The sequence below is a fragment of the Ruegeria sp. CDSB029 genome, from assembly GCF_059611125.1.
Window position 1 is genome coordinate 82376 of sequence record NZ_JBXWOX010000007.1, and the last position, 21664, is coordinate 104039.

The 21664-nt window shown below is 56.1% G+C and carries 21 protein-coding genes and 1 pseudogene; 6 read left to right on the plus strand and 16 right to left on the minus strand.

From position 1 onward, the window contains the following. Positions 1 to 302 precede the first annotated feature (302 nt). Both AC2FI8_RS10475 and AC2FI8_RS10480 read left to right on the plus strand, forming a co-directional pair. Positions 303 to 1223, plus strand: a complete 921-nt coding sequence (locus AC2FI8_RS10475; RefSeq protein WP_496767492.1) for a sulfite exporter TauE/SafE family protein — start codon at positions 303 to 305, stop codon at positions 1221 to 1223. A 2-nt stretch (positions 1224 to 1225) separates the two neighbouring features. After that, positions 1226 to 1990, plus strand: coding sequence for a TIGR02186 family protein (locus tag AC2FI8_RS10480; protein WP_496767494.1), 765 nt, complete (start codon positions 1226 to 1228; stop codon positions 1988 to 1990). A 7-nt stretch (positions 1991 to 1997) separates the two neighbouring features. Here AC2FI8_RS10480 and AC2FI8_RS10485 read toward each other — a convergent pair whose 3' ends face one another. The 7 genes from AC2FI8_RS10485 to AC2FI8_RS10515 form a co-directional block, all read right to left on the minus strand. Continuing rightward, entirely contained in the window at positions 1998 to 2726 is a 729-nt protein-coding gene (locus AC2FI8_RS10485; RefSeq protein WP_496778907.1) for an SDR family oxidoreductase, read from the minus strand. Continuing rightward, entirely contained in the window at positions 2723 to 4255 is a 1533-nt protein-coding gene (locus AC2FI8_RS10490; protein WP_496778909.1) for an ATP-dependent DNA helicase, read from the minus strand. Before AC2FI8_RS10490 ends, AC2FI8_RS10485 begins: the two co-directional genes overlap by 4 nt. A gap of 60 nt (positions 4256 to 4315) precedes the next feature. Further along, positions 4316 to 4954: an acyl-homoserine-lactone synthase gene (locus AC2FI8_RS10495; RefSeq protein WP_496778911.1), complete on the minus strand. Its 639-nt coding sequence runs from the start codon at positions 4952 to 4954 to the stop codon at positions 4316 to 4318. An 84-nt stretch (positions 4955 to 5038) separates the two neighbouring features. Continuing rightward, the gene (locus tag AC2FI8_RS10500; protein ID WP_496778913.1) at positions 5039 to 5758 is read right to left on the minus strand and encodes a helix-turn-helix transcriptional regulator; all 720 of its coding nucleotides are present in this window, start codon (positions 5756 to 5758) and stop codon (positions 5039 to 5041) included. After that, positions 5697 to 5915 (minus strand): hypothetical protein, encoded by a 219-nt coding sequence (locus tag AC2FI8_RS10505; RefSeq protein WP_058278773.1) that lies wholly within the window; start codon positions 5913 to 5915, stop codon positions 5697 to 5699. Before AC2FI8_RS10505 ends, AC2FI8_RS10500 begins: the two co-directional genes overlap by 62 nt. A 207-nt stretch (positions 5916 to 6122) precedes the next feature. Next, positions 6123 to 7409, minus strand: a complete 1287-nt coding sequence (gene ccrA / locus AC2FI8_RS10510) for a crotonyl-CoA carboxylase/reductase (protein ID WP_496725843.1) — start codon at positions 7407 to 7409, stop codon at positions 6123 to 6125. Between the two features lie 113 nt (positions 7410 to 7522). Further along, a complete protein-coding gene (locus AC2FI8_RS10515; RefSeq protein WP_496778915.1) occupies positions 7523 to 8911 on the minus strand; it encodes a 1-acyl-sn-glycerol-3-phosphate acyltransferase in 1389 nt (462 codons plus the stop codon). Positions 8912 to 9052: 141 nt separating this feature from the next. Here AC2FI8_RS10515 and AC2FI8_RS10520 point away from each other — a divergent pair. From AC2FI8_RS10520 to deoD, 3 genes and pseudogenes are all read left to right on the plus strand, one after another. Further along, a pseudogene (locus AC2FI8_RS10520) lies at positions 9053 to 11023 on the plus strand (protein meaA); the annotation flags it as partial. Between the two features lie 124 nt (positions 11024 to 11147). Then, positions 11148 to 11462, plus strand: coding sequence for an H-NS histone family protein (locus AC2FI8_RS10525; RefSeq protein WP_496734370.1), 315 nt, complete (start codon positions 11148 to 11150; stop codon positions 11460 to 11462). A 24-nt stretch (positions 11463 to 11486) separates the two neighbouring features. Further along, positions 11487 to 12197 (plus strand): purine-nucleoside phosphorylase, encoded by a 711-nt coding sequence (gene deoD / locus AC2FI8_RS10530; RefSeq protein ID WP_496725840.1) that lies wholly within the window; start codon positions 11487 to 11489, stop codon positions 12195 to 12197. Between the two features lie 554 nt (positions 12198 to 12751). Here the strand turns inward: deoD and AC2FI8_RS10535 are convergent. Further along, positions 12752 to 13531, minus strand: coding sequence for a succinate dehydrogenase iron-sulfur subunit (locus AC2FI8_RS10535; RefSeq protein ID WP_058273522.1), 780 nt, complete (start codon positions 13529 to 13531; stop codon positions 12752 to 12754). A gap of 163 nt (positions 13532 to 13694) precedes the next feature. Here AC2FI8_RS10535 and AC2FI8_RS10540 point away from each other — a divergent pair, with 163 nt between their 5' ends. Beyond that, positions 13695 to 14750 carry a glycosyltransferase family 4 protein gene (locus tag AC2FI8_RS10540; protein WP_496778917.1) on the plus strand — a complete coding sequence of 352 codons (1056 nt, stop codon included), beginning with the start codon at positions 13695 to 13697 and terminating at the stop codon, positions 14748 to 14750. A 646-nt stretch (positions 14751 to 15396) separates the two neighbouring features. Here the strand turns inward: AC2FI8_RS10540 and sdhA are convergent. The 8 genes from sdhA to AC2FI8_RS10580 all read right to left on the minus strand — a co-directional run bounded on the left by sdhA (position 15397) and on the right by AC2FI8_RS10580 (position 21583). Further along, complete coding sequence (gene sdhA, locus AC2FI8_RS10545) at positions 15397 to 17205, minus strand: succinate dehydrogenase flavoprotein subunit (protein WP_496778919.1); 1809 nt, start codon at positions 17203 to 17205, stop codon at positions 15397 to 15399. 24 nt (positions 17206 to 17229) lie between these two features. Beyond that, positions 17230 to 17601, minus strand: coding sequence for a succinate dehydrogenase, hydrophobic membrane anchor protein (sdhD, locus tag AC2FI8_RS10550; protein ID WP_496778920.1), 372 nt, complete (start codon positions 17599 to 17601; stop codon positions 17230 to 17232). Positions 17602 to 17612: 11 nt separating this feature from the next. Further along, positions 17613 to 17996, minus strand: coding sequence for a succinate dehydrogenase, cytochrome b556 subunit (gene sdhC, locus AC2FI8_RS10555; protein ID WP_108860867.1), 384 nt, complete (start codon positions 17994 to 17996; stop codon positions 17613 to 17615). Positions 17997 to 18196: 200 nt separating this feature from the next. Further along, the gene (locus AC2FI8_RS10560) at positions 18197 to 18859 is read right to left on the minus strand and encodes a DUF1194 domain-containing protein (RefSeq protein ID WP_496778922.1); all 663 of its coding nucleotides are present in this window, start codon (positions 18857 to 18859) and stop codon (positions 18197 to 18199) included. 57 nt (positions 18860 to 18916) lie between these two features. Next, positions 18917 to 19945, minus strand: coding sequence for a MaoC family dehydratase (locus AC2FI8_RS10565; protein WP_496767526.1), 1029 nt, complete (start codon positions 19943 to 19945; stop codon positions 18917 to 18919). Beyond that, the gene (locus tag AC2FI8_RS10570; RefSeq protein WP_496778924.1) at positions 19945 to 20151 is read right to left on the minus strand and encodes a DUF1737 domain-containing protein; all 207 of its coding nucleotides are present in this window, start codon (positions 20149 to 20151) and stop codon (positions 19945 to 19947) included. Before AC2FI8_RS10570 ends, AC2FI8_RS10565 begins: the two co-directional genes overlap by 1 nt. A 13-nt stretch (positions 20152 to 20164) precedes the next feature. After that, on the minus strand, positions 20165 to 20719 hold the full coding sequence (locus tag AC2FI8_RS10575; RefSeq protein ID WP_496778926.1) for an NnrU family protein: 555 nt from the start codon (positions 20717 to 20719) through the stop codon (positions 20165 to 20167). 6 nt (positions 20720 to 20725) lie between these two features. Next, entirely contained in the window at positions 20726 to 21583 is an 858-nt protein-coding gene (locus tag AC2FI8_RS10580) for an HpcH/HpaI aldolase/citrate lyase family protein (RefSeq protein ID WP_496778928.1), read from the minus strand. Between the last annotated feature and the right edge of the window lie 81 nt (positions 21584 to 21664).

Sequence of the window (21664 nt, forward strand, 5' to 3'; positions counted from 1 at the left end):
GGCATGCGGAGTTGATTTTGCATGCCGCAACCGTTCTAAAGGGGTATGCATGTGTCGCCAATCATACCCTACGACTCGGAATACACCCGGACCGTGTATTTGGGAACGCATGAACACCTCAGTACTGAGGAAAACCAGACATTTAGCCGTATCAGGCTGCTGGCATGACGCCCAGCGATCCGACTTCCGCCATGTGGCCACGGGGCACTGCCGCCGCGCGTCGCATTAAACCTACACCACTTTACCTTGAGGCGGCCCTGATCACTCTCTGTGACCCGCCTACCCTCATCCAGTAGCTCGATATGCAAATTTACCTTCCTATCGCCGAAGTTTCTGTCAACGCCTTCCTTCTACTGGGGCTTGGGGGGATGGTCGGCATTCTTTCGGGCATGTTCGGTGTCGGCGGCGGTTTCCTGATGACGCCCCTGCTGTTCTTCATCGGCATTCCCCCGGCCGTTGCGGTTGCAACCGAAGCCAACCAGATTGTTGCCTCTTCATTCTCTGGGGTTCTGGCGCATTTTCGACGAAAAACAGTCGACCTAAGAATGGGGACCGTCCTATTGATAGGCGGCTTAACGGGTGCTGCACTTGGGGTGGTGATATTCAACTACCTCAAAAGCCTCGGGCAGGTCGATCTGCTTGTGACGTTGTGCTACGTCGTGTTCCTTGGCGTCGTGGGCGGTTTAATGTTCATCGAAAGCCTGAACGCGCTCCGTAAATCCAAGAAAGGCGTGTCCGCACCCCCCAAACGCCGTCAGCGCGGCTGGGTGCATGCGATGCCGTTCAAAATGCGGTTCCGGACTTCGGGCCTGTATATCTCGGTCATTCCGCCTGCGCTGGTTGGCCTGTTCGTTGGCGTTCTGTCGGCCATTATGGGCGTTGGCGGCGGGTTCATCATGGTGCCTGCGATGATTTACCTGTTGGGAATGCCCACCAAGGTCGTGGTCGGAACATCCCTGTTCCAGATCATCTTTGTCACCGCCTTTACGACCATGTTGCATGCCACTACCAACTTTACAGTTGATGTCGTTCTTGCCGTATTGCTTCTGGTTGGCGGCGTCATCGGTGCACAGATCGGAACGGTGATCGGCGCGCGCATGCCTGCCGAGCAGTTGCGGGTGTTGCTGGCAGCGCTAGTTCTTGCGGTTTGCGGAAAGCTGGCTTTGGATCTGCTGATTGAACCATCCGAGCTGTTCTCGCTTGGCACCGGCGGAGGGCACTAATCATGCTGAAACGCTTGCTTGTTGCGCTGGCCCTTTGCGCCAGCCCCGCTCTGGCCGTTGAGGAAGAGGTCGTTCTGGGCCTCAGCCAGGATCGCGTGGCCATCACCGCCAATTTTGACGGATCTGAGATCCTGGTCTTTGGCGCGGTCAAACGCCAAGCTCCCATTCCGCCGGGACCACCACTTGAAGTGATTGTCGCAGTGTCCGGTCCATCCAGTCCTGTCACCGTTCGGCGAAAAGAGCGCAAGCTTGGAATCTGGGTCAATACCGACAGTGTCCTCGTAGACGAAGCCCCCAGCTTCTATGCGGTTGCGACCAGCGCGCCCTTGAATGAGATTCTGTCAGATACCGAAGACCTGCGGTACAGCGTGTCAATCGAACGTGCCATCCGATCTGTTGGTGCTGCGATGAACATCCGCGGCGCGCAGGAATTCGCGGACGCTGTTATTCGTATCCGAGAGAACGAAGGTCTGTATTCCATTCGCGAAGACACCGTGGCCGTTGATGAACAAACCCTGTTCCGTACCTCAATCGACATGCCTGCGGATCTGACCGAAGGCGACTATGTGGCGCGCATCTTCCTAACCCGCGGCGGCGAGGTCGTTTCACAATTTGAGACCACCATCGACGTGCGCAAAGTAGGGTTGGAGCGGTTCTTGTACAACATGTCCCGCCAGCAACCGATCTGGTACGGCCTGATGTCTTTGGTCATTGCCATTGCAGCGGGTTGGGGTGCGTCAACCGCGTTCCGCCTATTGCGCGAGTAACTGATCGTTACCCGCGTCCGATATAGGGCATTGTCGTGGCCATCACGGTCATGAACTGAACGTTTGCCTCAAGCGGCAGGTTCGCCATGTGAAGAACGGACCGCGCTGCATCTTCGACGGCCATTGTTGGGTCGGGCTGCTGCCCGTCGGCAATGGCCGCGTCGACCAGGCCCTGCACCATCTGTGTTCGCGCATTGCCGATATCGATCTGCCCACAAGCGATATTGAAGCCCCGCCCGTCCAAAGACAGGCTGCGGGTCAGGCCCGTAATGGCGTGTTTCGTCGCCGAGTAATGCACCGAGTTGGGGCGCGGCACATGGGCGGCAATTGAGCCGTTATTGATGATGCGCCCGCCTTGCGGCGATTGGTGGCGCATGATCCGAAACGCCTCACGGGCACACAGGAACATGCCGTTCAGGTTGACGGCGACGCTTTGGTACCAATCGTCCAACGCGATCTCGTCAATCGTTCCCCCCGGCGCGAATATTCCCGCGTTGTTGAACAGAACATCCAAATGGCCCGCCTTACCCTGAAAGTCACCAAAGGCGGCCTCAACCGCTTGTGCATCGGTGACATCCGCGACCAATGGAATTGCGTTTGCGTGCTCTGCAGCCATTTCGTTCAGCTTGTCAGCACTGCGCGCCAATAGACCAACCGTCCATCCTTGGGCCAGAAACAATTCAGCCGTGGCGCGCCCTATGCCAGAACTTGCGCCGGTCACAATAATGGATGTCATGTCTCTTCTGCCTCCAAGGTCAGTGAGGCCGCCGGGACAGCGCGCAGGTCGTCCACACGCAGCGGATAAGTCGGCTTGGCAAGCCGGTTGCGTACGACCCAGATCAGCCTTTCCTGCGCGCGCGTGATGGCGACATAGGCCAAACGTTTCCACAGTGGTTGTCCAGCCTCGGTGCGGCCCATACGGGCAGCGGCATAAATATCCGGAGCGAAAACCTGAACAGTGTCCCACTGCGACCCTTGCGCCTTGTGAATGGTGACTGCTGCACCGTGCAAAAAGGTGGCGCCCATGCGCGCGGCAAAGGGAATGAACGGCTCTTCCTCGTCCGGTTTTTCAATCTTGACGATGGATGCGGCGCTGACCTGCGGGTCTTCTGCCCCCATCACGTGCAACCTGGAAAACCCCGGTTTGCGGCCAGGACCCAGATAGATGACCTGAGCGCCCTTGATCAGGCCGCGCGCCTCAAGATCCAGCCGTTTCTTGCGATGTTTCAGAGGTAATTCGATACCGTCGCAGATAAGCGGTTCGCCTTCCAACAATTCGGTATCCGGCGCGCCGTGAACGTTTCGAAAAGCCTGAATCAACCGAATACGGGTTGCATTGCGCCAGACCAGAACGGGACTGCGGGCCATCAGATCAACCTCGACCCGCTGCCCCCAGACCACACGGTCGTCCTGACGGGCGGTCTGTTCGACCATGCGCTCAAAATCTTCGAACCCCATCTGCGGGTCAGACAGCGCATGGGCAAGGTCCAATATCGGGTTGTCCGCATCCTGTCGGTGAACCCGGTGAAGGATCTGTTTGCGCGGCTCGGGCAATGCTTCGAACACCATGCTGCCCGACTGATTGACCGGCGCCAATTGTGCCGGGTCACCAAACAGTAGAAGTGTTGGGAAGATTTCCTGCAGGTCTTCGAACTGCCGGTCATCCAGCATCGAGGCTTCATCCACAAACCCGATGTCCAACGGCTCGTCCCGGCGCTTCCAGCCGGTGATAAAATCAGAGCCCCGTAACCCTGCCGCGGCCAGAGCACCCGGGATGGACTTGTTGTTCTGGTAAAACGCCGCGGCGCGATCCAGCGCCTCTTCGGTCAGGCCCTCGATTTCGGGACGTTCGTCATTGCCTGCCAGCCATTCGGCGATCCGTTCGTATTCCGGGTCGTAGACGGGTGTGTAAAGGATACGGTGGATCGTTGTCGCTGGCACCCCGCGCAGACGCAATACGCTGGCCGCTTTGTTCGTCGGGGCCAGGATCGCCAGACTGCGTTTTTCACGAGCTTTGCGGCTTTCGAAATCGCCGGACACAATCTGAACGCCGGTGTCCGCAATGGCCTTATAAAGCTCGGCCAGCAGCAGGGTTTTTCCGGACCCTGCCTTTCCAATCACAGCCATCACACCGGATTTACTCGATCCCGGAAGCTTCAGCAGCGCGTCATCGTCAAGGTCAACACCTGCCGATTTCAGCATCTCAGAGATGCTGTCATACGCGGCGGCCTGGTCGTCAGAGTAAGTCACAGAGGGCAAAGACATGGCGCGACCCTACAAGCCCGCGCCAGCTATCACCAGATGTGGAATTCGGTTTTCACCCTGTCAGGCTGACAATGCAAACGGGTGCTGTCTGCCAACGCCGAAAGCCGTCTTGAACCACAGCCGCGACAATTCACGCGGGATGCCCGCGCGCTTGGCCACGCGGTTGCAGTCGTCCGCCGAATACGGCCACATCCCGACCGAGATTTGATCACGCCCTTTACCTTCGGTGCCCAGCACGATCGGAGATGATCCGATCAGGCGATAGATGCGAATCATACGCGCATCGAAAACACCCGCAATGTGGGTTAGACCAAACCCCTCCATCATCTCGCCGCCGCTAAGCATGATGGCCCCGGCCGTGTGCGGGCTTGCCGTGCGCGACAGGCAAAAGCGCGTCACTTCCCAGATCAAGGGGTTGTTGATTGGTTTGCCGCCCGTCAGGTGTCCAAACACCTCGTTCACCATAACCGGACCGGTGGTCGGCATCACGCGCATGGAGCCGCCGTGGCTGCCATCCGGTTCTTCCCAAATGACATAGATCGGGTTCAGATCATCGTACTGATCCCGCTCTTCCCCCTTGTCGTTGACATGAACATCCCAGCCCAGCCGGGTTTTGAATTGATCGGCGCGGTCCCGAAACATCCCCTCAGCCAGTTTTGGATATTTGTGCAATTCGTCAGCATAGACATAGCGCAACATGACTCTTTTCCCCTTGTCGTCCTGTGCAAGAACGAAGGGGGTACAAAGTCGTGGTTAATTTCCGGTTCTTACTGCGCGCGCGCCTTAAACGACTATTAACCCGCGGCTCAAGGCCGTTGCGATAGCATGAGTTGTGTTTTGCGCACCCAGCTTGGCGCGTGCGCTTTCGATATAAACCCTCAGCGTGTGTTCCGAGATCGACAAGGAATGAGCGACCTGCGCCCTGCTATAACCCAGGGCGAGCAAGGTCATGGCGTCCACTTCACGCGGCGACAATCCACGTGCAGAATCGGGCTGACGATCACTTTCAAACTCCAGCGCCTTTCGGTTGAAGTAATGCGCGATCAGGATCAGTTCGCGCCCATGCGTTTTGATGAACCTCTGCCAGGTGTCATCGTCACAGGTATGATTGACAGTAAACAAAGCGAATTGGCCATTCGGTCCGCGGATCGGAATGGAATAACCTTGATTGCCAACGCCGTGCTCTAATGCATCCTTCAAAAATGTCTTGGCAACCTTGCCCGACCAATCCAGCGTCTTCCAGTCCACAGGATGAAACCGTTGGAAACAGCCCAGTATGACCGGATCGATTCTATGATAGTTACGCTCGCGGTACCGTTCGGCCCAGACGTCGGGATAGGTGGTATAGCCGTATTGATCACCGGCCCCGTCGACCCAATGGTAAATCAGGTTTTCAATCTGCAGCCTGTCCCGCAGGCGAATGGCGACTTCGCTTAGTTCGTCAAGCGAGCTGGTGTTTTCCAAGTCCTCCAGAACCTGGCTCATATCGAGTTTTGTTGCCATCCGCTGGTGCCCGAACCTCATTCTTTCTGGACGAGATTTCAGCTGCGGCGATCAGCTTGGTGTCATCCAACTGCTCGGCAAGCGCGGTCAAACCGTTTTCAACAGCAAAGGCGCTGAGGTCCGACAGTACGTCCAGTATCCACTCATTTTGCGCCATCAGCGTCTCTCCGAAACGGTTAACGAAGGGTTAACACAACCATAGCATGAGGAAGTTTTTTTGGCCTATTCACTGATTTCTACTCCCCAAAAACAGCGGGGTATTCTCGCGTAAGCCTTTAAAAAGGTTAAGACCACCGCCCAAAAAGAAACACCCGCGAGCCAGAAAACCGATTCGCGGGTGTTTTGGATTTTGTCTGAGACGAAGTTAGTCGCGTGCGGCCAGAACCTCTTCCAAGGTGCGCATCCCGGTCTGCGGAGCCTGAACCAGCACCGACATGTTGCCCGGCTTATGCTCGTTCCGCAGCATCTTCATGTGCGCCTCGGGCAGATCATTCCAGGTGAACACTTCGGACATGCAGGGATCCAGGCGACGTTCAACCATCAGCTGGTTTGCAGCCGCTGCCTGCTTGAGGTGGGCAAAGTGCGAGCCCTGCAGACGCTTCTGGTGCATCCACATGTAACGCACATCGAAGGTCAGGTTGTAGCCGGTTGTACCAGCGCAGATCACAACCATGCCGCCCTTCTTCACAACAAAGGTCGAAACCGGGAAGGTGCTTTCGCCGGGGTGCTCGAACACCATGTCGACGTTGTTGCCTTTACCGGTGATGTCCCAAATGGCCTTGCCGAATTTGCGGGCTTCTTTGAACCACTCGGCATATTCTGGTGTGTTCACTGTGGGCAGCTGACCCCAGCAGTTGAAGTCTTTGCGGTTCAGAACGCCCTTGGCACCCAGACCCATGACAAAGTCACGCTTGCTTTCGTCTGAGATCACACCAATCGCGTTTGCACCTGCGGTGTTGATCAGCTGGATCGCATAGGAACCCAGACCACCCGACGCTCCCCAAACCAGAACGTTCTGGCCCGGCTTTAGGTCGTGTGGCTCATGACCAAACAGCATCCGGTAGGCAGTCGCCAGCGTCAGCGTGTAGCAAGCGCTTTCTTCCCAAGTCAGGTGCTTGGGCCGCGGCATCAGTTGCTGGGCCTGAACATTAGTGAACTGCGCGAACGAACCATCGGGGGTTTCATAGCCCCAAATCCGCTGGCTGTCCGAATACATCGGATCACCGCCGTTACAATGCTCGTCATCGCCATCATCCTGGTTGCAGTGGATGACGACCTCGTCACCAACTTTCCAGCGGGTCACTTTTGAACCAACGGCCCAAACGATGCCCGACGCATCAGAACCGGCAATGTGGTAAGGGGCCTTGTGGCCATCGAAGGGCGAAATCGGCTTACCCAGCGACGCCCATACTCCGTTGTAGTTGACGCCGGCAGCCATGACCAGAACCAGCACTTCGTGACTGTCCAGCTCGGGGACGTCCACGACTTCCTGAATCATCGCGGTGTCCGGGTCGCCGTGGCGCTCCTTGCGGATCGCCCACGCATACATTTTCTTGGGCACAAAACCCATCGGAGGGATTTCACCCATCTCATAGAGGTCTTTTTCCGGTGCCTCGTACGACGCGATGCCGCTGTCGGTGTCCAGAGCCATGTTGGCCTCCTTCAGTTCTAAACCTTTGCCGCGATGCAGAATCGCGTGCATTAACCGATGGAATATTGGCCTTTAGGAAATAATGCAACCGAAATCGGTGCTGTTTTGTAACTTTATGACCCAGCGGATGCAGAAATTTCCTTCGCATCCGCAGCATTTCCCTCGTTTGGTCCCATCGGAACCGAGGCTGCATAATACTCCAGAAGATCAACCCTTTGACCGGACAGGCATATTTTCCCGTCATTGCGCCTGAGAATTCGCCGTTCGACCAACTGATCAATCGCGGCTTCAACCGATGTCTGGTTCTCTTGGTCCGTCATTCCATTGCGACGCATGAGCTCGACAATCACCTGAACGGCATCGGCCTCCGACATCTCTTTTTGCTTTTGCATTAGCCAACACGCGGCGGGTACAGGGACCAGCGGGATGGCAGCGCGGAGTCGCGTCATCAGGTCACGCGCCAAATCGGTCATCAGATCGCGCTGATGATCTGCCCGAAACGCCCGCAAGGAAACGGGCTGACCATATCGGACCGAGGCTAGGCCAAATCGTTTGTAGCGCCCGATCACGCGCCGCCAGAGTTGTTTGAGGATCCATCTGGTGATTACGCCGATCCGCGCGCGAAACCGTCGTTCATTGCCTAATGCGGCACGCGTCAGAACAGTATCTTCGAGCACACGATCATAGTTCAGCGCCACGGGGACGAATACAACATCGCGGCCCTCTTCCGAGGTCCCGTCAATAATATATTTGAGCAAACCCAGCTTTGGACGACCCAGGGCACCAGTCAGACTTAGCCCACCTTCGGGGAACATGGCCTGCGTCACTCCTGCCGCGGTCGCGTGGCGCACATAACAGGACAACACCTGACGATAGAGATCATTGCCGGACTTTCGCCGGATAAAATAAGCCCCCATCGCACGGATCAGACGGCTAAGGGGCCAGACACGGGCCCATTCACCCACCGCATAAGAAAGGGCCGAATGTTGCGCTGCGAGGTAGGTAACCAGCACATAGTCCATATTGCTGCGATGATTCATGACGAAAACCACAGTGGCGTCGGGGTCAATGTTTTCGATAGCGTCTTCGTCCTGATAGCTAAGCTGCACGTGATAAAACGCATTGCTCAGCAAACGAGCCAGACGGATCGCAATGCTGAAATAGGCAACGGCTGAAAACGAGGGAACGATCTCACGCGCGTATCGCTGCGCTTGCTCGAACGCCACAGCATCGGGGACACCCGTTTCGCGTGCGTGATCCTGAACGGCCTGACCAACCTGCGGGTCATAGATCAGGCGCTGAATCATATCGTGACGGTGTGCCAACTTGAACGGCTGGATCGGCCGCTTCAGGCGCGTGTTCAATCGTTTCACCGCTCGTTCGAGTCGACGCCTGAAAAACCACCGCACCGACGGGAACAGAAAATGTGATGCCAAAGTGACCACGGCAAACACCAGGATCAGCAAAAAAAGCCAAAGCGGAAGTTCCACGGTCTGAGTCATGCGTGCACCCTGCCACCAAACGCTGCGTCCTACAATCTGAAGAACCTAATATGCCGCGACGCAGCGAATTGACATGTCCCGAAAATTGCGCTTTAGAGGCCGGGAACGTAATTTTCTTGCCCAACCGAGACACGAGGTCCAGCTATGACGCAGACGCAGAAAGATCGCCCCTGGCTCATCCGAACCTATGCCGGTCATTCCACCGCCAAAGCGTCGAATGCGTTGTATCGCGGGAACCTCGCAAAAGGCCAGACGGGCCTTTCAGTGGCCTTTGATCTGCCCACGCAGACCGGATATGACAGCGATCATACACTTGCGCGCGGCGAAGTCGGCAAGGTTGGCGTACCCGTCGGCCACCTAGGCGATATGCGGGTTCTGTTCGACCAGATTCCGTTGGAACAGATGAACACCTCGATGACGATCAACGCGACAGCGCCTTGGCTGCTTGCGCTCTACATCGCTGTGGCCGAGGAACAAGGCGCAGATATCTCCAAGCTGCAGGGCACAGTTCAGAACGACCTGATCAAGGAATACCTGAGCCGCGGCACCTATGTCTGCCCGCCTAAACCCTCGCTCAAGATGATCGCCGACGTGGCCGAGTATTGTTATACCAACGTGCCGAAATGGAACCCGATGAACGTGTGTTCCTATCACCTGCAAGAAGCTGGCGCGACACCGGAACAAGAGCTGTCTTATGCGCTGGCCACAGCCATCGCCGTTCTGGACGAACTGCGCCCTCGTGTACCCGCCGACGATTTCCCAGCGCTTTGCGGACGGATTTCGTTCTTTGTGAACGCAGGTATCCGGTTTGTCACCGAAATGTGCAAAATGCGCGCTTTCGTCGATCTTTGGGACGAAATCCTGCACGAACGCTATGGTGTTGAGAATCCGAAATTCCGCCGATTCCGGTATGGCGTTCAGGTCAACTCGCTTGGGCTGACCGAGCAGCAGCCCGAAAACAACGTCTACCGCATCCTGATCGAGATGCTGGCCGTGACTCTTTCGAAAAAAGCCCGCGCCCGCGCAGTTCAGCTGCCCGCATGGAACGAGGCACTGGGCCTGCCCCGCCCGTGGGATCAGCAATGGTCGATGCGGATGCAACAGATTCTGGCCTATGAGACCGACTTGCTGGAATATGGCGACCTGTTCGACGGCAACCCCGCTGTTGACGCGAAGGTTGAAGAATTGAAAGAGGGCGCACGCGCCGAACTCGCCAATCTGGATTCAATGGGCGGAGCAGTAGCGTCAATCGAATACATGAAGTCACGGCTTGTTGATTCAAACGCTGAACGCCTGAACCGCATTGAACGGAACGAAACTGTCGTTGTCGGTGTGAACAAGTGGATCGAAGGCGAACCCTCGCCCCTGCAGACCGAAGATGGCGGCATCATGGTCGTTGACCCTGCTGTCGAACAAGAACAAATCGCGCGCCTGAATGAATGGCGGCAAGATCGCGATGACGCAGCTGTCGCGGCGGCTCTGGCCGCGTTGCGCGAAGCGGCGCAAAACGGCACCAACGTCATGGAGCCCTCAATCGCAGCTGCCAAGGCTGGCGTAACCACGGGTGAGTGGGCCGAAGAAATGCGCAAAGTCTACGGTACCTATCGCGGACCTACGGGCGTATCGGGCTCGGTCTCGAACAAGACAGAAGGCTTGGAAGATCTGCGGGCTGCAGTGGATGCGGTCAGCGACAAGCTTGGTCGCCGTCTGAAGTTCCTGGTCGGCAAGCCGGGGCTGGACGGTCACTCGAACGGGGCCGAACAGATCGCATTCCGCGCCCGGGATTGCGGGATGGATATCAGTTACGAAGGTATTCGCCTGACTCCCGAGGAAATCGTAACCGCCGCTGCGGATGACGACGCACATGTGATCGGTCTATCTATTCTGTCAGGCAGCCACATTCCGCTTGTGCAGGACGTCATGAACCGGCTGCGCGAGGCCGGGCTGAATCATATTCCGGTGATTGTAGGTGGCATCATCCCCGATGACGACGCCGCAAAGCTTACTGCAATGGGTGTTGCAAAGATCTATACGCCCAAGAATTTCGAACTGAATGCAATCATGGGCGATATCGTCACTCTTGTAGATCCTCAAAACCTGGCTGCCGAGTAACTCCGGTCAATTTGAACTGATCCTGTTTCTATCCCTGAATAAAAGGGGATAGATAATCCTTTTCTTTGGAATTACGGTGTGCCATCGGTAACGCCGTTAATGACTATTTCCTGGGAGAGGGTGAATGTCGGGGACAAATCTGGAAAATATGTCGCGCAAGGATCTACTTGAATTGCGCGATCAGGTGGAAAAGGCGCTTATTGGTGCAGAAAAACGCGAACGCAAAGAAGCGCTGAAAGCGGCGGAAAAAGCCGCAGCTGAATTCGGGTTCTCTTTGTCGGAACTGTCAAAAGACAATCCGATATCTGGAAAAGCCACAAAAGCGAAATACAAAAACCCCGCCAATCCAGAACAAACATGGTCGGGTCGTGGTCGAAAGCCGCAATGGATTCATGACGCATTGAATTCCGGCGCAGATATTTCGGATCTGGAAGTCTAATTTCTAATTGGAACGTACCCCAAAATGACAATTCATATTGGAGCCGAAAAAGGCGATATTGCAGAAACGGTTCTTTTGCCCGGCGATCCCTATCGTGCAAAATGGGCGGCTGAAACGTTCCTGGACGACGTGAAGAAAGTCAATGACGTGCGCGGCATGTTGGGCTTTACGGGACGCTGGAAAGATAATCCTGTCACCATTCAAGGTAGCGGGATGGGCATGCCATCCTTGTCGATATACGTCAACGAACTGATCCGGGACTATGGTGCCAAAACGCTGATCCGTATCGGCTCTTGCGGGGGCATGCAGGACAGTGTGAATGTCCGCGATGTGATCCTGGCGATGACCTCGACCACGCTTAGCACACCGTCACGCGGCATCATGAAAGAGCTGAATTTCGCACCCTGTGCTGATTGGGGGCTGCTTCAGGCGGCGGCTCAGGCGGCTGCGGCCAAAGGCACGCCAACCCATATCGGCGGCATCTATTCGTCGGACGTCTTCTATGACGAACGCCCAGATCTGAACGAACAGATGGTACGGCACGGTATTCTCGGGGTCGAGATGGAAGCTGCGGAGCTGTACATTCTGGCCGCGCGGCACAATTGCCGCGCATTGGCTGTTCTAACCGTTTCCGATCACTTGCTGACCGGCGAATCTTTGCCCTCAGCTGAACGCGAAAGCAGTTTTGGCGATATGGTTGAAGTCGCACTTCAGGCGGCATTCCCGGCAGCGTGAATGCAAAAACGTAGGGTGGGAAGCCGCCCTGCTATTGACCCTTCAGACATTGAGTTGGCGCGTCGCTGCCCTGCTGCTGCGCGCCACAGAATGCACACACCCAAACGCCTTCCTTACGGTGCTGCCGCCAGCGGCAGTCCCGGCTCAGGGACGAGGTGCGCGAGCGCCACAGAAAATAGGCAAACACGCCGCCTGCCAAAATAAGAAGCAAAATGGGCATGACCAATGCATGACCCATTTTGAGTGCCGGCCGCAAGCCTGACGTCGACTTAGGCTGCGTTTGCGTATTCGAAAAGCTCAGGTTCGTGCTTTTCTTCCACCTCTACAGGCTCGGGAGTGTAGTAGGTCCACGCTTGATTTATAAGCTCCAGAGCTTCAACAGCGCTCGTTTTGGATTGTTGTCTTTGATTTTGCATCGGAGCGGTCCCGTTTTCGGTCTCATCACTCCTCCCTGATCACAAAGATAGTCTGGATCAGGGGCCATCGCATTACACAAATCTGCAACTGCGACATGCACTTACCGCAAGGCGGCAAGTGCATGATTTTCATACGCTTTAAACTGCGCGATCAACCATCATCTTTTTGATTTCGGCAATCGCCTTGGCCGGGTTCAGACCCTTCGGACAGGTCTTGGCGCAATTCATGATCGTGTGGCAGCGATACAGCTTGAACGGGTCTTCCAACTCATCCAGACGTTCACCAGTGGCTTCGTCACGGCTGTCGATGATCCAGCGATACGCATGCAAAAGCGCAGCGGGGCCAAGGTAGCGATCCCCGTTCCACCAATAACTGGGGCACGAGGTCGAGCAGCTGGCGCACATCACGCATTCATACAGCCCATCCAGTTTCTTGCGATCTTCGATTGATTGCTTCCACTCTTTCGCAGGACGGTTGGTCTTAGTTTCCAGCCACGGCATGATGCTTGCATGCTGCGCATAGAAATGCGTCAGGTCCGGGATCAGGTCCTTGACGACAGGCATATGCGGCAGCGGATAAATCTTAACGTCACCCTTGATTTCATCCATGCCGTAGATACAGGCCAGCGTGTTGATCCCGTCGATATTCATCGCGCAGGAACCGCAGATACCTTCGCGGCAGGACCGGCGGAAGGTCAAGGTTGGGTCGATTTCATTCTTGATCTTGATCAGCGCGTCCAGAACCATCGGGCCGCAGCTGTCCATATCGACAAAATAGGTGTCCACACGTGGATTTTGACCGTCATCCGGGTTCCAGCGATAGATCTGGAATTTACGAACATTGGCCGCGCCTTCAGGCTTTGGCCAAGTTTTACCTGTAGTAATCCGAGAGTTCTTTGGCAGGGTGAGTTGTACCATTTCCGACCTCGCTAAAATCCTGCGTATAGATATACTCGGCGGGCCGGAAAGCCAACCTTTTAACCTTGAAAACACCCAAGAAAATTGGGCAAGTTCACCACAAAATTCCCACGGCGCACAAGGATCGTGCCGCTGAAGAAACGAGTTGAGTTCAGGACAGCGCATGTCGATTAATGTCGTCAACATACCTTACGGCAATAAGAACCCCTACCAGAACATGCTGTATTCGGCCTGTAAGCCAGAGTTCTGCTTGATTGCTTCCAGAAGCGCTCCTTTGTCCGCGTTTGCAAAGGCTGATTTTCAACCCGATCAAAGCATCATTCATATTCATTGGGACGACCGGTTGTTCCCCAAGCCGGAAACGGAAGCGCAGGCTTCTGATTTTCGGTCTACCTGTGACGGCATGAGACAATACCAGGCCAATGGCGGGCGCGTGATCTGGACCATTCACAATCAGTTCGCGCATTCCGAAGGAGTCAAGACAGATTACTTCCGCAATAACCGCCGGGAATTAGCGGAAATTGTCGACCTGATTCACGTTCACACGCCCCATGCCCGGCAACATATGATTGATGAATATGGCACTGACCCCGATAAACTGCGCCTCATTCCGCATCCGAGCTATCTTGGTGTTTACGAGCCGTCAGAGCAAACGTTGAAACGCCCCCTTCCCCTGCGCGAGCGCACCCATTTCTTAAGCTTTGGAACAATGCGGGGCAGCCGTGAATTGGAACGGTTGGAAGATGCCGCAAAAAAAATGACCAATCGTGGTCACGACTTTCAGGTATCAGTCGTCGGGCGGGTGTATCCGTCCGGCCGCCGCCTGATGCGCCGCATGCGATCAAACCGAAATACTACTGTTATGCCTGAACGAATTCCTGATTCCGAAATAACCCAAGTGTTCTCAAATGCGCATGCATACATGCTGCCGTCGACGACCACTTTTACCTCGGGAACGGCAATGCTGGCGCAGACCTTTGGCTTGCCGATTATCGGCCCCGACATTGATGCGCACAAGCATACTACACCAGAGGCCTGTCATGATCTGCTCTATCCCGCGCAAAACCCAAGAGGCTTGATCCGCATGATGATGCGTGTACTCAGCATGTCCGATGAGGAGTTGGCCAAAAAACGTCAGGCCTGTCTCGACTTTGCGGTTGAACGCAGCCCGCACCGAATATCCGGCGACCTGAAACGTGCGCTGTCTGAGCTGACCTAGATGCGGTCACCCGTTACACGATACCCGTCGTACGCGGTAAAAAACTGATTTCATCCAAACCTGGCGCGTCTTTCTGGTAAAAGTCATGAAGAATGTTTCGTGCTCACCTTCGGTAGGCACGCGCCGAACAAATCCACTGTTCTCGCGATCGATGACCCTGCTTTCAATGCCGTTTTCATACGACCAACGCGCATAACACACATCCACGAATTTCTGGCTGGTTTCCACGTACTTGTAGGGCGCAATGTTACGGCCAAGCGCAACCAATGCCTCTGTTCCCAGTCGGTCCACACGCTGCATGTTTTGTAACAGTTGGCCGAACTTAATTGGTGTTCTTTGATGAACGTTTTCGGGAGCCGTACTGGACTAGGTGGTCCCATGCGTGCCGATGACTACTTTGTCCGCGTCGTGGTTTTCTAGGCATTTGACCATGCGCTGAACATAATCATCGCTGTAGCTCAAATCGTCGTCGCCCAAAAACGGGCAGTTAGACAACCTAAATCTTGCAAGCATTTAATGGCAGGCTGGCTGACCCACAATAAAGGGCCGCAGACATCATGTCAGCGGCCCTTTCTATTCTTCGTTTCACTAATCCGCCGCATGTGCCGTCCGATTAGCGAGCCACTTCAAGGCGGGGTCCGCTTGATCAGAACGTCCGCGCTTTGGGCGCGATTTTCTTCAGGCTGATGCCGCCTTCGTCTTCGGTTGTCAGCGGATCGGCAATGACCGGGCGATAGCTAAGATCAACCTTGTTGCCATCAACACGCGACACTGTGTGGACGCGCCAGTTTTCATCATCACGCTCGGTGAAATCCTCATGCGCGTGTGCGCCACGGGATTCCTTGCGCGCCTCAGCGCCAACGATGGTCGCCAAGGCGCTTGGCATCAGGTTGGTCAGTTCCAGCGTTTCCATCAGGTCGCTGTTCCAGACCAGCGAGCGGTCGCTGACTTTCAGATCATCCATCTTGGCGGCGATCGCCGTCATCTTGTCGACGCCCTCGGCCATGGTTTTGGCTGTGCGGAACACGGCGGCGTCTTCCTGCATGGTTTTCTGCATCTCAAGGCGCAGATCGGCGGTCGCGATCTGGCCGCTGGCGTTGCGAACTGCATCAAACCGGTCGAACGCCATATCGACGGACGCCTGGTTCAGAACCGGGTTCGGCGCCTCGGCATCCACAACCTTGCCCGCTTTGATTGCAGCAGCGCGGCCAAACACCACGAGGTCGATCAGTGAGTTCGAGCCCAGACGGTTTGCCCCGTGGACTGAGGCACAGCCCGCTTCACCCACGGCCATCAACCCAGGGACAACGCCCGTCGGGTTGTCAGCGGTCGGGTTCAGAACCTCACCCCAATAGTTCGTCGGAATGCCGCCCATGTTGTAGTGCACGGTCGGCAGAACAGGGATCGGTTCCTTGGTGACGTCTACGCCCGCAAAAACCCGCGCCGATTCCGAAATCCCCGGCAGGCGCTCGGCCAATGCCTCAGCGGGCAAGTGGCTAAGGTTCAGGTGAATGTGGTCGCCACCGTCACCATGGCCACGGCCTTCGCGGATCTCCATCGTCATCGAACGCGAGACGTAATCGCGAGGTGCGAGGTCCTTGTACTGGGGCGCGTAGCGCTCCATGAACCGCTCGCCTTCCGAGTTGGTCAGATAACCTCCCTCACCACGCGCACCCTCGGTGATCAGACAGCCAGAACCGTAAATGCCGGTCGGGTGGAACTGAACGAACTCCATGTCCTGCAGGGCCAGCCCTGCGCGGGCCACCATGCCGCCACCGTCACCGGTGCAGGTATGGGCCGATGTTGCACTGAAATAGGCGCGGCCATAGCCGCCGGTTGCCAGAACAACCATCTTGGCGTTGAAGACGTGCATCGTGCCGTCATCCAACTTCCAGCAGACGACACCCTGACACTGACCGTCCTCGGACATGATCAGGTCGATGGCAAAATATTCGATATAGAACTCGGCGTTGTTCTTAAGCGACTGACCGTACAGCGTGTGCAGGATCGCGTGGCCGGTCCGGTCCGCAGCAGCACAGGTCCGCTGCACGGCAGGACCTTCGCCGAATTCGGTGGTGTGACCGCCGAACGGGCGCTGGTAGATCTTGCCCTCTTCAGTTCGGCTGAACGGAACACCGTAGTGTTCCAGCTCATACACGGCCTTGGGTGCCTCACGCGCAAGGTATTCCATTGCATCGGTGTCACCCAGCCAGTCCGAGCCTTTGACGGTGTCGTACATGTGCCACTGCCAGTGGTCCGGTCCCATATTGGACAGAGATGCGGCGATCCCGCCCTGCGCGGCAACCGTGTGCGAACGCGTCGGGAACACTTTGGTCACGCACGCTGTACGCAGACCCTGCTCAGCCATGCCCAGCGTGGCGCGCAGACCTGCGCCGCCAGCGCCGACAACAACCACGTCATATTCGTGTGTTTCGTATTCGTATGCAGCTGTCATTTGATTATTTCCTTACCGCGCGTTTCACAGAGCCAGCTTGATCAGGGCAAACAGCCCGGCAGCTATCAATGTGTAGCCAAACGCCGCGACGGCCATGAGGCTCAGCTTTTCTGCGACACCATGAACATAGTCTTCGATCGCAACCTGCGTCTCACGTACCAGATGGATGATAGCGACGACCAAAGTCAGGCCGGTTACAATCGCCGGGAATGGGCGGCTGTAGTAGGTCAGAACCTCTTCGTATGATCTGCCCAAGCCGCTTGCGAAGACAAAAACGAAAAGTGGAACCAGGATGACCAGAGCGGCCGAGCTGACCATCATCTGCCAGTGATGATGCGTACCTTCGCCGCCAGCACCGGTACCCTGCGCGCGTTTGCGGTCAGTGAGGTAATTCATGGCCAATCTCCTTAAACCGCAATTGCCGTGATGAAGGCGAGGATGGTGGCCAGCACCAGCATGCCGATCCCCATCTTTTCGGAGATACCGACATCTACGCAATACCCCAGATCCCAGATCACGTGACGCAGACGACCCAGCATGTGATAGAAGATCGCCCAAGTTGCAGCGAACATCACCAGATCACCCAGCCAGCTTCTCATCAGACTGTCGATGAAATTGAACGATGCCTCGGATGTTGCGGCGGCCAGGAACCACCACACAACAAAGAATGCGATCGCAAGTGATGCAATACCCGTGATGCGCACAAGGATCGACGTCATCGAAGTAAGTTGGGGGCGGTAGATCGTGAGGTGAGGTGAAAGAGGGCGATTGCCCCGATTTACATCGGCCATGTTGGCTCCTTTACGGTTAGCTTCCGAAGGTTTTACCGTTTTTTGCCGTTCTGTCACGTGCTGCAGGTGCAAAAAAGTTCACAATTGCCGCAAAATGGCGGATATTTGCATTATGTGATCACACAAAATAAGCTCGTGATCACAAAATGTTTTCCATCCATCACGATGTTAGCGCCTGCAAACCCGATTCTGTTGTGCGGCTATTTCAAATCAGCTGTTTGTTGGGTCACTTCGCGCAGCAGCTTCTTTCGAATCCGCTCGGGATAATCAGCGAACCCCGAGGCCGAAACGACAAACGCACCCTCGCCAACAATAACGTTCTCAAAGAAATACGCGGTCAAATCCGGTTCACTTTCTTCGATTGCAATCGCGTTGACCGTTACACCGCGTGTCCGCAAAATTCTGTGCACGTCCGATGGTTCAACCCCCTCGTTCGACACCCCATCGCCGGAGATATCGATCAGGTGGCGTTTACAATCCGACACCGTATCAAAATAGGACATGGTCGTTTCCAGCGCCTCGCCAATTGCGGTGGAAAAGTTGCGCCAGACCCTTGGATCGTTGGCCACCTTCACAGCAAACTGATCAATTGCCTCGAAACTGTCGATCTGTGTCCACGGAACAGTGACCATCTGACGAGAGGACCCTGTCCACTGCACTAGCATCACGCGGGCTTTCCCACGCACCAGCGCCTCGGACACAATTGGATCGCGCAACCCCGCAGCAAGGCCATCCATCTGAATTCGATACTCGGTCGAATCCACCGAGCCTGAGACATCTACAGCTAGCGCTAATGCCAGATCGCAGGCATAAGCGGGTGGCGTCAGACAGGCGCAGGCAACTATCGTGCGAAGCAAGGTCATGACAACAGCCTAACACGATTGGCGCTGGCTGCGATCAAATGAATGTCACCACGAGTATCAGATCGGCATCAAGGCCCAGTAATCCAGATCAAGCAGGACATTGGGCAGATAACGACCGTCTTCGTTTTTCAACTCAAACGGCGCGCCGCCCTTTGTGGCGACCAGCCGCAGGCGAACCGCACCAACACCCGGAATGGCAGTTTCCGCCTTATCCAGAACTTCGGACCAGGCTTTGATCGTATCGCCGGCAAAGCAGGGGTTCGCATGCGCGCCACCGTTCAGGCCAACGATCATCTGTGCGTTAGCCAACCCGTTGAACGACAGGGTCCGCGCCATGGAAATCACGTGACCGCCATAGATCAGCCGCCCTTCGGGGCGGAAGGTCAGATCGAAATGCACCTTGGCAGTGTTCTGCCACAGGCGGGTGGCCAGCATATGCTCGGCCTCTTCGACCGTGACGCCATCGACGTGATCAATGGTCTCGCCAATCTCATAGTCGCCCCAGCGATGCGCCTCACCAGCCTGAGCGAAATCGTACTGAGAGAAATCAAGGCCCTCGGGCGCGATCAGATCCTTCGCGTCCAGCGCCTTTTTCAGTTCCGGCACCACAGTCTCGGGTGCGGGCGCATCCAGATCCGATTTCCGCACCATGACCCAGCGCACATATTCGATGACTACTTCATCGCGCTGATTCAGACCACGCGTGCGCACCCAGACAACACCGGTTTTGCCATTCGAGTTCTGTTTGAGACCGATCACCTCGGATTCCGAACGCAGCGTATCGCCGGAATAGACCGGCTTTAACCAGCGCCCCTCGGCATAGCCCAGATTGGCCACGGCATTCAGCGAAATATCCGGGACAGTCTTGCCAAACACGACATGAAACGCCGCCAGATCATCAATGGGACTTTGCGGCAGACCACAATTCCGGGCGAATTCGTCCGAGGAATACAGCGCATGCCGCGCCGGATAGAGCGCATGGTACAGCGCCCTCTCGCCATTGGTCACCGTGCGCGGCACGGCATGGTGCAACACCTGACCGATGGAATAGTCCTCGAAAAAGCGGCCCGGATTGGTTTTTGCCATTATTGCTGTCCCAGTTTCATGTCAGGTGAATAGTCGGCCTCAACCTCTTTGGTCACGGCTTGCGCGCAGCGCATCATGCGGCTGTTTTCGTCATAAGCATAGGACGGGTCGCCATACAGCTCCCACCCTTTTGCTAGTGCGTCTGTTACTTTGTGGCAGAAGGCGGATGTGTCTTCTTCGGTCAACAAACGATAGAGTTTTGCCATGATGTCAGATCCCTTACGAGGCGAACGGTGACGGACCGACCAGCCCGTGAACGTAACCGATGACACCCATCAGCACGATCGAGGCCACAAAGAACATCGCGTCCTTGCCATAGGTGCCGGGTTCACCGGGCGTCCAGTCAGGTTCAGACTTGTTGATTACGATCACCTCAACCACAGCCCAGGCCAACAATCCGCCAAACAGGATGATCGAGGCCAGATCTCCATTCACCAGCAAATGCGCAAAAGCCCACAGCTTGAACCCGCCAAGCATCGGATGGCGGAGCTTGTTCAGAATACGGCCCTTGGTTCCGGCGGGGCTCAACATGAAGATCGCGATCAACACCAGCAGGTTGTTGATGTGAATCATAAAGGCAGGCGGGGCCCAAACATAGATGAAGTCGGTCATGCGATAACCGAAGATCATCAGCAAGATCGACGCGACCAGAGCTAGCGCAACCGCGCCCTTGCCAGCGTCGCCCATTGCGGCGCGCCGCGCCGGCATCACACGTTTGAACAGATGAGCGGCCCACCATAGTGCCACGCCGAGAATCAGAAGAACAAAGCCCATGCTGGCTTACCCCGCTTGCAAAGCTGTAATCGCCTCCGCTTTTGCCAGAATTTCGCGGGCAGTTACAACGTGCAGATTTTCCACGATCTTGCCATCGACCACGGCAACGCCCTGCCCTTGTGCCTCGACCTCTTCAAAGGCGGCAATCTGGCGGCGGGCCAGATCAATCTCGGTCTCGGACGGTGCATAGGCTGCGTTGGTGACATCGACCTGCGCGGGGTGGATCAATGTCTTGCCGTCAAAGCCCATGTCACGGCCCTGCGCACATTCGGCGGCCAAACCTTCGGCGTCTTTAAATGCGTTATAGACACCGTCGACGATGATCAGCCCTTCGGCCTTGGCGGCCAGCAGGCACAGACCCAGCGAAGTCATCAGCGGCAGGCGGTCCGGGCGGAAGCGGGTTTGCAGTTCTTTCGAAAGATCGTTAGTGCCCATGACGAACCCGGCCATCAACGGATGAGCGGCGATCTCGGCGGCGTTCAGCATGCCGCGTGGGGTCTCCATCATCGCCCAGATCGGGATATCGCCAGTGATTGCGGCAAGCGCGTCCACATCCGCTGCAGAATTCACCTTGGGCAAAAGAACAACGTCGGCGTCCATCTCGCGCACAGCTTCGGCATCGGCGTGACCCCATTCGGTATCCAGGCCATTGATGCGGACAATCTTGACCCGATCACCATAGCCGCCTGCAGCTAGTGCAGCCTTAAGCGTTTCGCGCGCATTGTTCTTTTCGTCGGCGGACACCGCGTCTTCGAGATCAAAAATGATTGCATCCACAGGCAAAGTGCGTGCCTTGTCCAGCGCCCGGCCTTTCGAACCGGGGATATAGAGAACAGAGCGATAGGGGCGCTGGCGCGAGTCCATTGGCTTCTCCCGAAGAAATAAAGTTGCGCGGAATGGGGCATTTTTTGTCGGAAAGTTCAAGCGCAAAATCGCCGCATCGCA

Bases quoted from the DNA above. Each gene is read 5' to 3' on its own strand.
- AC2FI8_RS10490 (WP_496778909.1), bottom strand. From the start codon at position 4,255: ATGTCTTTGCCCTCTGTGACTTACTCTGACGACCAGGCCGCCGCGTAT.
- AC2FI8_RS10480 (WP_496767494.1), top strand. From the start codon at position 1,226: ATGCTGAAACGCTTGCTTGTTGCGCTGGCCCTTTGCGCCAGCCCCGCT.
- AC2FI8_RS10495 (WP_496778911.1), bottom strand. From the start codon at position 4,954: ATGTTGCGCTATGTCTATGCTGACGAATTGCACAAATATCCAAAACTG.
- AC2FI8_RS10570 (WP_496778924.1), bottom strand. From the start codon at position 20,151: ATGGCAAAACTCTATCGTTTGTTGACCGAAGAAGACACATCCGCCTTC.
- AC2FI8_RS10515 (WP_496778915.1), bottom strand. From the start codon at position 8,911: ATGACTCAGACCGTGGAACTTCCGCTTTGGCTTTTTTTGCTGATCCTG.
- sdhA (WP_496778919.1), bottom strand. From the start codon at position 17,205: ATGACAGCTGCATACGAATACGAAACACACGAATATGACGTGGTTGTT.
- AC2FI8_RS10580 (WP_496778928.1), bottom strand. From the start codon at position 21,583: ATGGACTCGCGCCAGCGCCCCTATCGCTCTGTTCTCTATATCCCCGGT.
- AC2FI8_RS10525 (WP_496734370.1), top strand. From the start codon at position 11,148: ATGTCGGGGACAAATCTGGAAAATATGTCGCGCAAGGATCTACTTGAA.
- ccrA (WP_496725843.1), bottom strand. From the start codon at position 7,409: ATGGCTCTGGACACCGACAGCGGCATCGCGTCGTACGAGGCACCGGAA.
- AC2FI8_RS10535 (WP_058273522.1), bottom strand. From the start codon at position 13,531: ATGGTACAACTCACCCTGCCAAAGAACTCTCGGATTACTACAGGTAAA.
- deoD (WP_496725840.1), top strand. From the start codon at position 11,487: ATGACAATTCATATTGGAGCCGAAAAAGGCGATATTGCAGAAACGGTT.
- AC2FI8_RS10575 (WP_496778926.1), bottom strand. From the start codon at position 20,719: ATGGGCTTTGTTCTTCTGATTCTCGGCGTGGCACTATGGTGGGCCGCT.
- AC2FI8_RS10560 (WP_496778922.1), bottom strand. From the start codon at position 18,859: ATGACCTTGCTTCGCACGATAGTTGCCTGCGCCTGTCTGACGCCACCC.
- sdhD (WP_496778920.1), bottom strand. From the start codon at position 17,601: ATGAATTACCTCACTGACCGCAAACGCGCGCAGGGTACCGGTGCTGGC.
- AC2FI8_RS10475 (WP_496767492.1), top strand. From the start codon at position 303: ATGCAAATTTACCTTCCTATCGCCGAAGTTTCTGTCAACGCCTTCCTT.
- AC2FI8_RS10565 (WP_496767526.1), bottom strand. From the start codon at position 19,945: ATGGCAAAAACCAATCCGGGCCGCTTTTTCGAGGACTATTCCATCGGT.
- AC2FI8_RS10500 (WP_496778913.1), bottom strand. From the start codon at position 5,758: ATGGCAACAAAACTCGATATGAGCCAGGTTCTGGAGGACTTGGAAAAC.
- AC2FI8_RS10540 (WP_496778917.1), top strand. From the start codon at position 13,695: ATGTCGATTAATGTCGTCAACATACCTTACGGCAATAAGAACCCCTAC.
- AC2FI8_RS10505 (WP_058278773.1), bottom strand. From the start codon at position 5,915: ATGGCGCAAAATGAGTGGATACTGGACGTACTGTCGGACCTCAGCGCC.
- sdhC (WP_108860867.1), bottom strand. From the start codon at position 17,996: ATGGCCGATGTAAATCGGGGCAATCGCCCTCTTTCACCTCACCTCACG.
- AC2FI8_RS10485 (WP_496778907.1), bottom strand. From the start codon at position 2,726: ATGACATCCATTATTGTGACCGGCGCAAGTTCTGGCATAGGGCGCGCC.